At 71.2% G+C, this 14,701-nt stretch carries 12 protein-coding genes and 2 tRNA genes; 8 read left to right on the forward strand and 6 right to left on the reverse strand.

Going from position 1 to position 14,701, the window contains the following annotated elements:
• Positions 1-214: 214 nt before the first annotated feature.
• On the reverse strand, positions 215-931 hold the full coding sequence (locus ACWD3I_RS01010; protein WP_365411901.1) for a FadR/GntR family transcriptional regulator: 717 nt from the start codon (positions 929-931) through the stop codon (positions 215-217).
• Positions 932-1,161: 230 nt separating this feature from the next.
• Between ACWD3I_RS01010 and ACWD3I_RS01015 the strand changes: the two genes are divergently transcribed.
• Together ACWD3I_RS01015 and ACWD3I_RS01020 are read left to right on the forward strand one after the other, a co-directional pair.
• Positions 1,162-2,121 carry an ATP-binding cassette domain-containing protein gene (locus ACWD3I_RS01015; RefSeq protein ID WP_365411898.1) on the forward strand — a complete coding sequence of 320 codons (960 nt, stop codon included), beginning with the start codon at positions 1,162-1,164 and terminating at the stop codon, positions 2,119-2,121.
• Between the two features lie 36 nt (positions 2,122-2,157).
• Positions 2,158-2,994 (forward strand): ABC transporter permease, encoded by an 837-nt coding sequence (locus tag ACWD3I_RS01020; protein WP_365411895.1) that lies wholly within the window; start codon positions 2,158-2,160, stop codon positions 2,992-2,994.
• A 65-nt stretch (positions 2,995-3,059) separates the two neighbouring features.
• On the opposite strand, the gene ACWD3I_RS01025 is transcribed toward ACWD3I_RS01020, so the two are convergent.
• The gene (locus tag ACWD3I_RS01025; RefSeq protein WP_451084000.1) at positions 3,060-6,176 is read right to left on the reverse strand and encodes a BTAD domain-containing putative transcriptional regulator; all 3,117 of its coding nucleotides are present in this window, start codon (positions 6,174-6,176) and stop codon (positions 3,060-3,062) included.
• A 440-nt stretch (positions 6,177-6,616) separates the two neighbouring features.
• Positions 6,617-6,690: transfer RNA gene (locus tag ACWD3I_RS01030), tRNA-Lys, on the reverse strand.
• Between the two features lie 224 nt (positions 6,691-6,914).
• On the opposite strand from ACWD3I_RS01030, the gene ACWD3I_RS01035 reads away from it, so the two are divergent.
• From ACWD3I_RS01035 to ACWD3I_RS01060, 6 genes are all read left to right on the forward strand, one after another.
• On the forward strand, positions 6,915-8,189 hold the full coding sequence (locus tag ACWD3I_RS01035) for a peptidoglycan-binding protein (RefSeq protein WP_365411119.1): 1,275 nt from the start codon (positions 6,915-6,917) through the stop codon (positions 8,187-8,189).
• Between the two features lie 64 nt (positions 8,190-8,253).
• Positions 8,254-9,393: an SPFH domain-containing protein gene (locus ACWD3I_RS01040; protein WP_365411116.1), complete on the forward strand. Its 1,140-nt coding sequence runs from the start codon at positions 8,254-8,256 to the stop codon at positions 9,391-9,393.
• Between the two features lie 98 nt (positions 9,394-9,491).
• Positions 9,492-10,097, forward strand: coding sequence for a lytic polysaccharide monooxygenase auxiliary activity family 9 protein (locus ACWD3I_RS01045; protein ID WP_365411113.1), 606 nt, complete (start codon positions 9,492-9,494; stop codon positions 10,095-10,097).
• Positions 10,098-10,122: 25 nt separating this feature from the next.
• On the forward strand, positions 10,123-10,554 hold the full coding sequence (locus tag ACWD3I_RS01050; protein WP_365411110.1) for a DUF3592 domain-containing protein: 432 nt from the start codon (positions 10,123-10,125) through the stop codon (positions 10,552-10,554).
• A 76-nt stretch (positions 10,555-10,630) separates the two neighbouring features.
• The gene (locus ACWD3I_RS01055; protein WP_365411107.1) at positions 10,631-11,146 is read left to right on the forward strand and encodes a DUF3592 domain-containing protein; all 516 of its coding nucleotides are present in this window, start codon (positions 10,631-10,633) and stop codon (positions 11,144-11,146) included.
• A gap of 55 nt (positions 11,147-11,201) precedes the next feature.
• Positions 11,202-12,851 (forward strand): AMP-binding protein, encoded by a 1,650-nt coding sequence (locus tag ACWD3I_RS01060; protein WP_365411104.1) that lies wholly within the window; start codon positions 11,202-11,204, stop codon positions 12,849-12,851.
• Here the strand turns inward: ACWD3I_RS01060 and ACWD3I_RS01065 are convergent.
• The 3 genes from ACWD3I_RS01065 to ehuA all read right to left on the reverse strand — a co-directional run bounded on the left by ACWD3I_RS01065 (position 12,817) and on the right by ehuA (position 14,701).
• A tRNA-Lys gene (locus ACWD3I_RS01065) sits at positions 12,817-12,890 on the reverse strand. The two genes, ACWD3I_RS01060 and ACWD3I_RS01065, sit on opposite strands and share 35 nt — an antisense overlap.
• A 97-nt stretch (positions 12,891-12,987) precedes the next feature.
• On the reverse strand, positions 12,988-13,746 hold the full coding sequence (locus ACWD3I_RS01070; RefSeq protein WP_365411101.1) for an IclR family transcriptional regulator: 759 nt from the start codon (positions 13,744-13,746) through the stop codon (positions 12,988-12,990).
• 193 nt (positions 13,747-13,939) lie between these two features.
• On the reverse strand, positions 13,940-14,701 hold the full coding sequence (gene ehuA, locus ACWD3I_RS01075; protein ID WP_365411125.1) for an ectoine/hydroxyectoine ABC transporter ATP-binding protein EhuA: 762 nt from the start codon (positions 14,699-14,701) through the stop codon (positions 13,940-13,942).

A 14,701-nucleotide genomic window follows, 5' to 3' on the forward strand; every position in this document is an offset into this window, starting at 1 on the left:
TCACCACATTCTCCACACCAATAGACATGGAACTGCGACCTTCCGGTTGCATGATGCCCCCCTCGGCATCGTCCTATGAACGGGGCCCCCTCTCCCCGCCATCACCGGCAACCGGCTCCGTGCCCCCCAAGTGCCGCGTATCCGCAGCATCTTGAAAACCAGGTTTCTACGGTGTCAGGCATGATCGCAAGATGCGAAACGCGGTGTTTACCGGTCATACGCGTTCATTGTGGCCCCTGTGGGGGCCTTGTGGGGAGGTTGTGGACAGTCGGGCACGGATGTTGCCGAAGTGCTCCCGTATAGCCCCCTCTGCCCGTATCGCATCCCCGGACCGTACCGCATCCAAGATCTCCCGGTGCTGCCCGCAGGTGATCCACGGATCCCGCGGCACACCCCCGAGATCCGTGTGTACGCGGTGGAAGGCGTCCCGGAACGCCTCCAGCACCTCGCTCAACAACACGTTGTCCAAACCCCGGTACAAGGTGGCGTGAAACGCTCGGTCGGTGTCGGCCAGACCGTCGTCTCCCTGCGCGGCCTGTTGTTCCATACGGCTCACGAGCCCGTCCAGTTCAACGAGATCGGCCGGCGGCAGCCGTCCCGCGAGCCGCGGTACGAGCCCCGTCTCCACCGCCTCCCGGAGCTCCAGCAACTGCAGCAGCGAGTCCTCGCCCCGGTAATGCCCGGCGACCGTACGGAACACGAGCCCCTCGACCGTCGGCGCCAGGGACATCGGTCCGACAAACGTCCCGAACCCGTGCCGGATCTCCACGATCCCCAGCGCCTGCAACGCCGTGAGCGCCTCGCGCACCGAGTTCCGGCTCGCCCCCAGGTACTCCATCAGCTCGGGCTCGGTGGGCAGCGGCGCTCCCGAGGCCGGCCGCTCGTCGAGGATGAGCCGCTTGATCCGCTCCTGGAGGTCACGAGCTGCCATGGGCGAGAGGGTATCCGGCCAAACGGCCAGGAAGCGCCCCGTTCGCCCGAGGGACTTTTGTGACCTGGGGTTTCCTGCCCCTCCGCCGACACCTCCCGTCGGTCCTGACAGCCCCCGCACGTCCTGTCAGCGCGCCCGCCGGCTCTGTCAGCGGGATGTCCGCGGTCTGTCAGCGCCGCCCTGCAGAGTCCTGCTCATCGAGAACGGCAGACAGCTGACGAGGAGTTGAGATGTCCTACGCGATCCGCGCCGAGGGGCTGGTCAAGAAGTACGGGGACTTCACCGCCCTGGACGGGGTGGACCTGGAGGTCCCGGCCGGCAAGGTCGTCGGCGTCCTTGGCCCCAACGGTGCAGGCAAGACCACCACCGTGCGCATCCTGGCCACGCTGCTGCGGCCCGACGCGGGCCACGCGACCATCGGCGGGCACGACATCGCCAAGGACCCGGTGCGGGTACGGCAGCTGATCGGGCTGACCGGCCAGTACGCCTCGGTGGACGAGACGCTGTCCGGCGCCGAGAACCTGGTCCTGATCGGCCGGCTGCTCGGTCTGTCCCGGCGGGACGCGAGGACCAGGGCCGCGGCGCTCCTGGAGAACTTCTCGCTCACCGAAGCCGCCAAGCGCCCCATCGCCACCTTCTCCGGCGGTATGCGCCGCCGGCTCGATCTGGCCGCGAGCCTGGTGGGCCGGCCTCGGATCCTCTTCCTGGACGAGCCCACCACCGGACTCGACCCGCACGCCCGCCAGGAGGTCTGGGACGTGGTCAAGGGGCTGGTCGCGGACGGCTCCACGGTCCTGCTCACCACGCAGTACCTGGAGGAGGCCGACCAGCTCGCCGACTCCATCACGGTGTTCGACAAGGGCCGCAAGGTCGCCGAGGGCCGGCCCGGGGAGCTCAAGCGCCGTGTCGGCGGACAGATCCTTCAGGTCCGCCCGACCGTGCCGGCCGACGTCCCCCAGGTGGCCGCGATCCTGGCCGAGCTGTCCGGGCATGCCGCGGCCGAGGAGTCGGGCGTGCTGACCGTGCCGGCCGACGAGCCGCTGCTGGTCTCCGCGGTCGCCCGCCGGCTCGACGGCGCCGGCATCTCGGCCGACGAGCTCGGGCTGCGGCTGCCCAGCCTGGACGAGGTGTTCCTCGCCCTGACCGGCCACGCACCCGCCGTGGCCGCCACCGAACCGGCCGCCGTCTGACCCCCGCCTCTCCCCACCCGGAAGGACTCCACCGTCATGGCCACCGACATCCTCACCACTCCCGACACCGCCGCGCTGTCCGCCCCCGCCAAGCCGGCCCGGATCGGTCTCGTGCCCACGCTCCACCACAGCCTGGCCCTGGCCGGGCGGGGCGCCACCAAGTTCCTGCGCTCCCCGCTCCAACTGGTCGACGTGGTCCTGACCCCGGTCATCTCCCTGCTGATGTTCGTCTACCTCTTCGGCAAGGCGATCTCCGGCGGCGACCAGGACGCCTACGTGCAGCTGATCGTCCCCGGCGTCATGGTGATGACCGTGTTCCAGGCCAGCATCGGCATCGGGGTCTCCCTCAACGCGGACGCGAGCACCGGGATCTTCGACCGGTTCCGTTCCATGCCGATCGCCCGCTCGGCCCCGTTGATCGGCGCCGTGCTCGCCGACTTCGTCCGCTACGCCGTGTGCCTGGGCACCCTGGTCGTCCTCGCGCTGATCATGGGATACCGCCCCGACACCACCGTGCCGGCCGCGCTCGCCGCCCTCGGTCTGCTCATCGCCTTCGCGATGTCCTTCTCCTGGATGTCGGTGTGGCTCGGCATGGTGGCCAAGACCCCCGGTTCCGTGCAGGGCCTGATGACCATCCTGGTGCTGCCCCTCACCTTCGCCAGCAACGTCTTCGTCCCCGCCGACGACATGTCCGGCTGGCTCCGCGCCTGGTCCGACGTCAACCCCGTCTCCCTCATGGCCGACACCACCCGAGGCCTCCTCGGCGACGGCGCGGTCGCCTCACCCCTGGCGGGCAGCCTGGCGTGGATGGCCGGCATGGTCGTGGTCTTCCTGCCCCTGGCGATGCGCGCCTACCGCAAGAACAACGGCTGACCCGGTGACCGTGCCCGACGGGGTGGGCGCCGCACATCACGTGCGGCGCCCACCCCGTCGTCGTGCTACTCCGCCCCCACCGGAGCCCGCACCGCCCGGACCCCCAGCGCCTCCCGCTCCAGCCAGTCCCGCGCCTCCGCCCGAGGCATGGCCGCCCCCGTCCCGTACGCCGCGCGGTACCCCTCCTCGCCCAGCGCCTCGACCATCCGCCTCCGATGCCCCTGGAGCTCCGGCTCCCCGGCGTCGAAGGCGCCGCGCATGACCTCACTGATCCCGAACGCGGTCGCTCCGGCGGCCGGGGCGCCCTCCAGGGTGCGCAGACCGCCCAGGAGTTCGGCGACCCAGGCGAGGCCCGCCCCGGCGCCCTGACCGAAGAGAGCGCCAGCCGCCCGGGGGAGCAGGGCCCGGGCCTCGGAGGCGCGGCCTTCGGCGAGGTGGTTCTCGACGCGGGTGCTGACGACCAGGTCGTGGGCGAGTTCCGCGAGGTCGGGGCGGCGGCGGGACAGCGCCTCCAGGTGGTCCAGGGTCCGGTTCGCCTGGTCCACGTCCCCCGACATCCGGTGCGCGTTGGCGAGGCCGACCAGGATGTTGGCCTCCAGCCGCAGCTGGCCGCGCTCCCTGGCCTGGCGGTGTGCGGCGCGCAGATCACGGAACGCGCCGTCGAGGTCTCCGCTGCGCCGCCGCTCACGGGCGAGGCGGGCCTTGCTGAGATAGAGGTAGTCCTCGGTGCCCAGTTCGGAGCTGAGGACGACGGCCCGTTCGAACGTAGCGATGGCCGAGTCGTGCTCCCCGCGCAGGGAGTGGTCACGGCCGATCGGCATCAGCGCGAGCACGATCCCCCACCGGTCACCCACGGCCTCGAAGCCCCGCAGCGCCTCGATCCGCGACGGCACCCCGGTCTCCAGGTCGCCCTTCTCGGTGAGCGCGAAGTCCCGGGCGAGATGGGCGCTGGCCCGCACCCACGGATCGGACGAGGCGAGCAGATCGTCAGCCGTCGGCGAACCGCCGCCGAAGGCGACCTGGGACATCCGCAGGAGCAGCCCGGCGGGATGGAACTCACGGTCCACCGCCGAGTCCCCGCCCAAGGCCGCCGGGTCGGCGGCGGAGTCGGCCACGGCCGCCAGATGGGTCTCGAGCCGGCTGCCCATCCCCCGTATGCCCCAGTACCAGAACATCGCGGCTCCGAACCGCACCGCCGTCTCCCGGTCCCCGGCGTCCCGGACGAGCCGCAGCGCGTGCGTGAGGTTGTCGTGCTCGCTGTCGAAGACGGCGGTGGCGCGCAGCTGTGCGCCGGTGCGCAGGAGCGGTTCGTGCCGCTGGGCCAGGGCCAGGTGGTACGCCGTGAAGCGGGCCGTGAGGTCGTCGCCGGACTCGGCCAGGCGCCGGGCCGCGTACGCGCGGACGGTGTCCAGCATCCGGTAGCGCGACTCGCCGTCGGCGTCCCGGACCTCCTGCACCAGCGACTTCTCGATCAGTGCGCCGAGCACGTAGAGGACGTCGTCGGCGGGCAGCTGCGGGTCCGAGCAGACCGTTTCCAGGGCCGCGAGCGTCGCCCCGCCGGGGAAGGCGGACAGTCTGCGGGCGAGGATCCGCTCCGGTTCGTCGAGCAGGTCCCAGCTCCACTCGACCATCGCGAGCAGGGTGCGCTGACGTGGCAGGGCCGTCCGGCTGCCGGAGGAGAGCAGCCGGAACCGGTCGTCGAGGCGGCGCGCGATCTGCTCCACGCCCATCGACCGCAGCTTGGCCGCGGCCAGCTCCAGGGCGAGCGGCATTCCGTCCAGGCGGCGGCAGATCTCCAGGACGGCGTCCAGGTTCGACTCGTCGAGGGCGAATTCCTGCCGGATCCCGGCGGCCCGGTCCACGAACAGCCGGACCGCGGCCGCCGCCATCGCCTCGGCCGGCTCGGGCGACCCCGTGGGGACGTCCAGGGGCCCGAGGTGGAACAGCGACTCGCCGTTGATGGCGAGAGGTTCGCGGCTGGTGGCGAGGATGCGCAACTCGGGGAGTCGTAGGAGGAGTTGATCGGCGAGCTCGGCGACCGCCTCGACGACGTGCTCGCAGTTGTCGATCAGGAGCAGGGTGTCGCCGCTGCCGAGGAGCTCCGCCGTCCGCTCCACCGCGGAGGCCTGCTGGGCCCCGCCGCCCTCGTACAGGCGGCCGTCGGTGGAACTGAGCGCACCGAGCACCACGTCGGCCAACTGGTCGAGGCGGCTCACACCCGCGAGGGGCACGAAGCGGACGCGGTCCCGGGCGTGTGCGGTGTCCCTCGTCGCGGCCTCCAGGGACAGCCGCGTCTTGCCCGCGCCGCCCGGGCCGACCAGGGTCACCAGACGGGCCGAACCCATCAGATCCGCGAGCCGGTCCAGTTCGCCGTCGCGGCCGACGAAGCTCGTCAGCCGGGCCGGCAGCCGGCTCGGGGCGTTCGTGGGCCGTGCCGCCGGACGCTCCAACTCGCCGCGCAGCAGCGCGAGATGGATCTCCCGTACCTCGGCCGACGGGTCGACGCCGAGCTCGTCGCCCAGCCTGCCGCGCAGGTCCTCGTAGACGGCGAGGGCATCGGACTGGCGGCCCGCCGCCGACAGCGCACGCATCCGCAGGCCCGCGAGGCGCTCGCTCAACGGCCGTCGGGCGCCCGCCGCCTCGAGGTCGGCCAGGACGTCGGCGTACCGCCCTGCCCGCAGCTCGGCGTCGAAGCGGTCCTCGACGGCCGCGGCCCGCAGTTCGTCGAGGCGGGTGGCGGCCGCGCCCGCGAACGGGGCCTCCAGCACATCCGCGAGGGCCGCGCCCCGCCACAGGCCCAGCGCGGCCGTGAGCGTCCGTGCCGCCTCCTCGGTCCGGCCTGCCGCGAGGGCGTGTCTGCCCCGGCCCGCCAGGTCCTCGAAGCGGTACGTGTCCACGTCCTCTTCCTGTACGGAGAGCCGGTAGCCGCCCGCAACCGCGTCCACCGTGCCGGTGCCGCGCAGGGCCTTGCGCAGCCGGGACACCAGGGCCTGCAGCGCGTTGGCCGCGTCGGCCGGGGGCTGCTCGCCCCACAGGCCGTCCACCAGGGAGTCCACGGAGACCGGGCGGCCGGCTTCGAGAGCGAGCCGGGCGAGCAGCATCCGCAGCCGCGCGCCGCCGATGTCGACGGGACCGCCCCCGCCGTACGCCCGCACCGAGCCCAACAGATCCACCCTGAACATGCCAATTCCCCCACCCGCTGAGCCGCCCCTCGACCCCAACGCGCGCTAAGGATCACCCACTTGACCGCCCCGGTAAACCCCCGCCCGGCCCCCCGCAACACGAAAGGCCCCCCACCTGAGTGAGAGGCCTTCGTTGTCGGTGCGCCGCCAGGGACTCGAACCCCGGACCCGCTGATGCTGCATCCCCCGGGGGGCAACCCCCGGACCCCCGGCCGCCTCTGCGCCACCGGAGAGATCTCGCCCGCTCATGACGAAGGCCCCCCGTGCTTGCGGGAGGCCTTCGTTGTCGGTGCGCCGCCAGGGACTCGAACCCCGGACCCGCTGATGCTGCATCCCCCGGGGGGCAACCCCCGGACCCCCGGCCGTCTCTGCGCCACCGGAGAGATCTCGCCCGCCCATGACGAAGGCCCCCCGTGCTTGCGGGAGGCCTTCGTTGTCGGTGCGCCGCCAGGGACTCGAACCCCGGACCCGCTGATTAAGAGTCAGCTGCTCTAACCAACTGAGCTAGCGGCGCCTGCTGACCCGGAGAACTCTACCCGATGTTTAGGAGTGCCCCGGACCGCCTCACCTGGGGCGGAGCGGTCGCCGTACATCATTCGGACCGTCAACATGCGCGTCGGGAAGACAGTTGAGAAACTGATGAATGTGCACAGTCGCGGACATTTCCATCTGGAGTGTGAGGGGAATCGCATGGAGGCTCCGGGATTCAAGGAACCGGTATTCGAGGAATTCGATCCCATGAGCGACTGCGACTGCCCCGGATGCGTTCACTGGAGGCGCGTACTGCCGCATTCCCGCACCGGCAACCACCCGGCGGCCCACCGCGCGGTCGTTCTCGCCGCGGCCGCCTCCACCGTCCTCGTCGGCCACGCGGCCCCCGCCCTCGCCGCCCCGCACGCCCCCAGCCACCCCGCCCGTCCCGGCGTTCCCGCAGGTGACGAGCCCGACACTCCGCAGGGCGGCAAGACCCCGCTGCACGGCCCGGGCGGCAAACCGGCGGTGATCAAGACACCGGCCACCACCCGCGCCGAGATCATCACGCGGGCCAAGAACTGGGTCGCCGCGCAGGTCCCGTACAGCATGTCGGAGTACTGGTCCGACGGTTACCGGCAGGACTGCTCGGGCTTCGTCTCGATGGCCTGGAACCTGCCGGGCAACGAGTGGACGGGCAGCCTCGACCAGTACGGGGTGAAGATTCCCAAGGACGACCTCCAGCCCGGCGACATCCTGCTGTTCCACAATCCGGCGGACCCCGAGAAGGGCTCGCACGTGGTCATCTTCGGCGGCTGGACGGACTACACGCACACCTACTACATCGCCTACGAGGAGACTCGCCCGCGCGCCCGCAAGCAGGCCACCCCGTACGCGTACTGGAGCAACTCGGCCCGCTACACCGCCTACCGCTACAAGGGGCTGATGGCGGGCACGGCGGGCAGCGACAAGCCGAGCGAGCCGTCGGCGACGGAGGCCGCCCCGTATCCCGGCGCCGCCTACTTCGGCCCCGGAGCGAACAACAAGTACGTCACCGAGCTGGGCCGCATGCTCGTGGAGCGCGGTGCCGGGCGCTACTACACCTCGGGCCCGGGTCCCCGCTGGACGGACACCGACCGCCGTGCCACCCAGGCCTTCCAGCAGGCACAGGGCTGGCAGGGCCGGGACGCGGACGGGCTGCCGGGGTCGCAGACCTGGACACTGCTGGCGACGGGCCAGGGCAAGGACATCAAGACCGGGGCGACCGCGCCCGCCGCACCGGGGCCACCCTCCTCGCACGGGGTGTCCGGCTATCCGGGGCGGGCGATGTTCCGGCCCGGCGTCAGCAACAAATACGTCACCCTGCTCGGAAAGCAGCTGGTGAAGAAGGGGTTCGGCAAGTACTACACGACCGGCCCCGGTCCGCGCTGGGGCGAGGCGGACCGCCGGGCCGTGGAGGCCTTCCAGCGCACCCAGGGCTGGCGGGGCGGCGCGGCGGACGGCTATCCGGGGCCGGAGACCTGGCGGCGGCTGTTCGCATAGGCCGCTGTCCCGCAACAACCCATCCACTGTCATGACGTTTCTGGCGCGGAGGCTGGAGGCACGCATGAGCACGACCACTTCCCACACCCCCTCATCGACACCGGAACCCGAAGGGCCTGCCGAGACGACCACCGCGTCCCGGCCCGTCCGGCTCATCCAGAACGAGGTGACCACCGAGATCCCCGTCCATCTGCTGTTCCGCGACGACCCGGACCCGGCACCGCTGCCGCTGGGCCCCGCGGTCGTGGGGCGCCGGCAGGGCACCGGCGAACAGCCGCGCTTCCGGCGCCCGGTATCGGCCAAGCCGCGCCCCGCGGCCCAGGTCGACCCGGACCTCGTGGAGCGGCCCGCGCGGGTGCTGCCCGGCTCGGCGGGGGTGCTCGCCGGGACCTGCGGTATGGCCGGGTGCGTGGCCACCTCGTGGTGGGCGGGCGTGCTCCCGCCGCTCGCGGTGGAGGCGCTGCGGCTGCCGGAGTACGCCGGGGCCGGGCTCGGTCCCGTCCAGTGGGCCGCGTACGCCGGGGCCGGTGCCCTGAGCCTGTTCGGCTTCGGCGGGCTGGCGCGCGGGCGGACCGGGCGGGCCTGGGTGCTCGGCCTCTTCGGCCGCTACCGGGGCACGGTCCGGCGCACCGGCCTGATGTGGGTCAACCCGCTGCTGCTGCGCCGCCGGGTCGATGTCCGGCTGCGGCACTGGCGCAGTGAGCCGATGCCGGCCGCCGACGGCAACGGGGTCGCGCTGCGGGTGGTCGTCCTCGTGGTGTGGCGGGTGCGGGACACCGCGCGGGCCACGCTGGGGGTCGAGGACCACGAGACGTATCTGCGCGAGTGCGTGGAGGCGGCGCTGGCGCGGGTGCCGGTGGAGCCGCCGGGCTCGGCCAGGGCATCGGTGGACTCGGCGACGGACGCGCTGACCCGGCTGGTTGCGGCGGACGCGGGGCCGGTCGGCCTGGAGGTGTTCTCGGTGCAGCCGGTGCGCGTCGAGTACGCCCCCGAGGTCGCCCCCGCGATGCACCGCCGCCGGATCGCCGCGCTGGACGCCCAGCACCGGTCGAGCGTGCTGACGTCGGTCGTGGACTCGGTGGAGGACACGGTGACCCGGCTGACCATGCGGGGCCTGGTGGAACTGGACGACTACGAACGCAAGGCGCTGGTCAAGGACTTGACGGTGGCGTTCTGCGCGGGGCGCGGGGAGACGGGGCAGTGATTGGTCTGGACATGCTCAAGTAACGGCAATAATCTGGGACTTGGTCTAGACCTGCACGGCTCACTGAACTTCCCCCACGTTCTCCAGGGAGCGGCAGCATGCGCAAAAAGACCAAGTGGTACGCCGCCGTGCTGGGCCTCAGCACGGCCGGAGCCCTCGTGCTCTCCTCCGGCGGCGCGAGCGGACACGGCTACACCGACCTCCCCATCAGCCGGCAGAAGCTCTGTCAGAACGGCACCGTGACCAACTGCGGCGACATCCAGTGGGAGCCGCAGAGCGTCGAGGGCACCAAGGGCTTCCCCGGGTCCGGCCCGGCCGACGGGACGATATGCGGCGGCGGCCTGAGCCGGTTCAGCCAGCTCAGCTCGCCGAAGACCCCCTCGGGCGGCGCCTGGCCCACCACCAGGGTGACGGGCGGTCAGAGCTACACGTTCCGCTGGCAGTTCACCGCACGCCACGCCACCACGGACTTCAAGTACTACGTCACGAAGGCGGGCTGGAACCAGAACCACAACCTGGCCCGCTCCGACCTCAACCTGACCCCGTTCCTCACGGTCCCGTACAACAGCCAGCAGCCCCCGGCCACCCTCTCGCACAGCGGCACCCTGCCGTCGGGCCTGAGCGGCCACCACGTGATCCTCGCGGTATGGACGATCGCGGACACCGGCAACGCGTTCTACGCCTGCTCGGACGTCACCTTCTGATCGACTCCGGTAGGGTCCGCGTTCCGTGAATCCCTACTTCAACATAGTGATGCCCCTGATGATCGCCCTCCTGGTCTGGGGCGGGTACGCACTCGTACGCCGGACCAGGGAGCGGCGAGCCGCCTGGGAGAGCGGACTGACCGCCCGGGCGAGGGTGGTGCGCGCCTGGGCCACGACCCAGATGGTCAACGACGTGGCCCGGCGCGTGCAGTGGCACGAGTACGACTACACCACCGGCGACGGCCTCGCGGTCCGCTTCAAGGAGAGCGGCGGCCCCCGGGACCGCGACAGCGGCGAGGAGGTCCTCGTGTACTACACCCCCGCCGACCCCGAGAAGGCCACCGCGTCCGAGCCGCAGCCCGGCAAGGACACGGCGGGCATGGTGTTCGGACTGTTCTTCATCGGGGCGGCCGTCATCGCGATCCTGTACGCCTGGACGACCGTGCCGGAACTCTGAGCCTTACTTGAGACAGTCCGGCACTCCGGGCGGGTACGTTCCCTCCACGATCAGCACTCTGACCGGGGGAAGCACCATGGACGTCCTCTTCTACCTCGTACCCAGCCTCATGCTGGCCGGGGTCCTCTACCTGTCCTACCGGGTGCTGCGGCGCTCGCTGCAGATCCGCAGCGCCTGGAACAGCGGGCTGACGGCCGAGGGGCGCTGTCTGCGGGTGTTCACGACGATGCACGGCGGCGGTGGTGACTCGTCCGTGAGCACCACGCTGCACCATGTCTACGAGTTCACCGCCCGCGACGGCCGCACGATCCGCTTCGAGGAGGAGAACGGGCCGGCGACCAACCTCGAGGGCGACTTCGTCACCATCCACTACGCCGAGGGCCAGAACGTGGTCGCCACGGCCAAGCCGCCGCAGCGTGGCAGGCTGGCGGCGTCCACCGTGGGCATCCTGGCGTTCCTCGGGGTGTTCGTGGTGTTCTGCGTCGGCTTCATGGTCACGTTTCACGCGATGTCCGACGGGTTCGGCTTCGGCGACGACGGCGACGACACCAGCAACACCGTCGTCGTGGACGGCGTGACGCTGACCCCGTGACCCGTGTCCCCGTGGCTATCCACATCTGACGGTCCATCAACTACCGTGCGCCGCCATGGAGTCCAACAGGCACACGGTCGCGGAACTCGTCGCCGCCCGGTGGGACGACCACCGGCCGGGGCTGTGGTTCGAGGAACGGACGCTCACCCATCACCAGGTCGCGGCCGCCGCCGCGGCCCGGGCGGCGCTGCTGACCGACCTGCTGCCGCCGGGCGCCCATATCGGCGTCCTCCTCGACAACACCCCTGAATACCCCCTCTGGTTGAGCGCGGCCGCCCTCGCCCGCGCCGCCGTCGCCGGCATCAACCCCACCCGTCGCGGCCCCGAACTGGCCCGCGACATCCTGCACACCGAATGCCGCGTCCTGGTCACCGAGCCGGCCCAGCTGCCTCTGCTGGAGGACCTCGAACTACCGGGTGTCCAGCTGCTGGTGACCGGCACCGAGGAGTACGACGCCCTGCTCGCGCCGTACGCGGACGCCCGGCCGGACGCCTCCGCCGCCGCCCCGAGCGACCGCCTCCTCCTCTACTTCACCTCGGGCTCCACCGGCGCCCCCAAGGCCGCGATCTGCACACAGGGCCGACTGGCCGCGGCGGGGCGCTCGCTGGCCGACCAGTTCGGGGTCCGGCCCGACGACGTCCACTACATCTGCATGCCGATGTTCCACGGCAACGCGGTGATCGCCGACTGGGCGCCCGCGGTCGCGGCCGGGGCGGGGGTCGCGCTGCGGCGGCGGTTCTCGGCGTCGGGGTTCCTGGCGGACGTACGGCGCTACCGGGCGACGTACTTCACGTATGTGGGCCGGGCCGTGCAGTACCTCCTCGCCACCCCGGAGCGCGACGACGACCGGGACAACCCGCTCCGCACGGGCTTCGGCACCGAGGCCGGGGCCGTGGACGCCGCGGCCTTCGAGCGGCGGTTCGGGGTGCGGTTGGTGGAGGGGTACGGGTCGTCGGAGGGCGGGGCGGCCGTGCAGTGGTCGCCCGGCACGCCGTCCGGTGCGGTCGGACGGGCGGGGCCCGGGCTCGTCGTACTCGATCCGGAGTCGTGCAAGGAGTGTCCGGCGGCCCTGTTCGACGCGGCCGGGCAGCTGCTCAACGGGGACGAGGCGATCGGGGAGCTGGTCAACCAGGGGCCGAACCCCTTCGAGGGGTACTGGCGGAATCCGGAGGCGGAGGGGGAGCGGCGGCGGGACGGCTGGTACTGGACGGGGGACCTGTTCTGCCGGGACTCCGACGGCTACCTCTATTTCGCGGGCCGTACGGACGACCGGCTGCGCGTCGACAGCGAGAACCTGGCCGCCGCGATGATCGAGAACATCCTGGCGCGATACGAGGGCGCCGGCGCCGTAGCCGTGTACGCGGTGCCGGATCCGGTGACCGGGGACCAGGTGATGGCGGCGGTCTCGGGGAACTTCGAACCGGAGGGGTTCGCCGCGTTCCTGGCCGCGCAGCCCGACCTCGGGACGAAGATGGCGCCCCGGTTCCTCCGGGTCGTGGAGCGGATGCCGGTCACGGCGACGAACAAGATCCACCGGGCACTGCTGCGGAGAGAGGGCTTCCGGTGCACCGATCCGGTCTGGTGGCGCCCGCCCGGCGAGCGGGCCTACCGCAAGCTGACCCCCAAAGACATCGAAGGACCCCTCGCTCCCACGAGAGGCCCTTCTGAAGTGCGCCGCCAGGGACTCGAACCCCGGACCCGCTGATTAAGAGTCAGCTGCTCTAACCAACTGAGCTAGCGGCGCATGACTCTCGCCAGCTGCATTTTCTTGCTTCGCGGCTGGCGACGAAGAAAATACTACCCGGTCCTGAGGCGTGCTTTTGACCACCGGTGGGTGGTGCTCAGATGGCGAGGCTGAGCAGTACCGGCGCCGCGTTCCTGTTCAGGGCGTCCGCCGCCTGGCGGAGCCGGTGGGCGTGCTCGACCGGGAGTGAGAGGGCCAGACAGCCCACCGATGAGCCCGCCGTGACCGGGACGGCCGCGCAGACCGTGCCCACCGCGTACTCCTGGAGGTCGAGGTGGGGCACCGTCGGCGGCTGGGACTCCAGACGGGACAGCAGCAGCTTGTCGCTGGTGATGGTCCGCGAGGTGAGGCGGGCCATCTTGTGCCGGGAGAGGTGGTCGCGGCGGCTGTTGTTGTCCAGCTGGCCCAGCAGACTCTTGCCGAGCGCGGTGGCGTGGGCGGAGTAGCGGAAGTCGACCCACTCGTTGACCACCGGGGTCGTGGGCCCGTCCGCGTACTGGGTGATGGTGACCTCGCCGTCCACGTAACGGCTGAGATAGACGGCCGCGCCGACCGAGTCGCGCAGTCGGTCCAGCGTGCGCTGGAGTGTCTCGCGAAGGGCCTGCTCGCGGTCGTGCGCGGAGCCGAGGCGGGTCAGCGCGTCCCCCGTGACGTACGCGCCGTCGGCGACCTGCTCGACGTAGCCCTCGCGGCGCAGCATCAGCAGGAGCGTGGTCAGGCGCTCCGGGTCGATGGCGGTCTGCTTGGCGAGCTCGGTGTCGGTGACTCCGGTGGTGTGCCGCGCCACGGCCTCCAGGACCCGAAGGGCGTCCTGGGCCGAGTGGTACGGCGCGGTCGGCTCGTGCTTCAGCGCCACGGTGTTCCCCCTGCGCTCTACTGGGCCGTAATCCGGACAGCGAATCCTCTCTACGATAACGGGCAAGAGGCTTGAAGTGAGGGCCTGTTGACGAGATTTCATCCCTCTCAGCAGGGACGCTGACCCGTTGGCATATGCCAAAGTCATGACCCAGCTGTTGGACCTCGCACATCGGGCCCTTCACTTCTTGTAGTCAGAGCACCGCGCTGAGAAATTCCCGCGTCCGGTCCTTCGACGGCTCGCTGAAGATCTTCTCCGGCGGACCTGACTCGATGATCCGCCCGGAGTCGAACATCAGGACCTGGTCCGAGATGTCCCGGGCGAAATTCATCTCGTGGGTCACACAGAGCATCGTGATGTCGGTGGTGCGGGCGATGTCCCGGAGCACGTCCAGGACGCCCGCGACCAGCTCCGGGTCCAGCGCGGAGGTCACCTCGTCCAGCAGCAGCACCTTCGGCCGCATCGCCAGCGCCCGCGCGATCGCCACCCGCTGCTGCTGCCCGCCGGAGAGCTGGGAGGGACGGGCGTCGTACTTGTCGGCCAGGCCCACCAGGTCGAGGAGGTCCCGGGCGCGCTCCTCCGCCTCGTCCTTGGACATGCCGAGCACGGTGACGGGCGCCTCGGTGATGTTCCTGAGCGCCGACATGTTCGGGAACAGGTTGAACTGCTGGAACACCATCCCGATCTGCTTGCGGACCTCGCGGACCTGCTTCTCCGGCGCCGGGAACAGCTGCTGCCCGTCGACGGTGATGATCCCCTCGTCGGGCTTGGTCAGCGTCATCAGAAGCCGCAGGATCGTGGTCTTGCCCGACCCGGACGGCCCGATGAGGGTGACGTGCTTGCCGGCCTCGACGGAGAAGTCCAGATGGTCCAGGACGGTGTTGTCCCCGAACCGCTTGGTGACCTGCTCCAGGCGGATCAGCTCGCCGTCGGGCCGCTTGTCGGCGGGGTTCAT

Source organism: Streptomyces sp. NPDC002817, from assembly GCF_053592055.1.

Coding starts and splice junctions, on each gene's coding strand:
- ACWD3I_RS01060 (WP_365411104.1), top strand. CDS start 11,202: ATGGAGTCCAACAGGCACACGGTCGCGGAACTCGTCGCCGCCCGGTGG.
- ACWD3I_RS01035 (WP_365411119.1), top strand. CDS start 6,915: ATGAGCGACTGCGACTGCCCCGGATGCGTTCACTGGAGGCGCGTACTG.
- ACWD3I_RS01020 (WP_365411895.1), top strand. CDS start 2,158: ATGGCCACCGACATCCTCACCACTCCCGACACCGCCGCGCTGTCCGCC.
- ehuA (WP_365411125.1), bottom strand. CDS start 14,701: ATGAACCCCGCCGACAAGCGGCCCGACGGCGAGCTGATCCGCCTGGAG.
- ACWD3I_RS01015 (WP_365411898.1), top strand. CDS start 1,162: ATGTCCTACGCGATCCGCGCCGAGGGGCTGGTCAAGAAGTACGGGGAC.
- ACWD3I_RS01045 (WP_365411113.1), top strand. CDS start 9,492: ATGCGCAAAAAGACCAAGTGGTACGCCGCCGTGCTGGGCCTCAGCACG.
- ACWD3I_RS01025 (WP_451084000.1), bottom strand. CDS start 6,176: ATGTTCAGGGTGGATCTGTTGGGCTCGGTGCGGGCGTACGGCGGGGGC.
- ACWD3I_RS01040 (WP_365411116.1), top strand. CDS start 8,254: ATGAGCACGACCACTTCCCACACCCCCTCATCGACACCGGAACCCGAA.
- ACWD3I_RS01010 (WP_365411901.1), bottom strand. CDS start 931: ATGGCAGCTCGTGACCTCCAGGAGCGGATCAAGCGGCTCATCCTCGAC.
- ACWD3I_RS01055 (WP_365411107.1), top strand. CDS start 10,631: ATGGACGTCCTCTTCTACCTCGTACCCAGCCTCATGCTGGCCGGGGTC.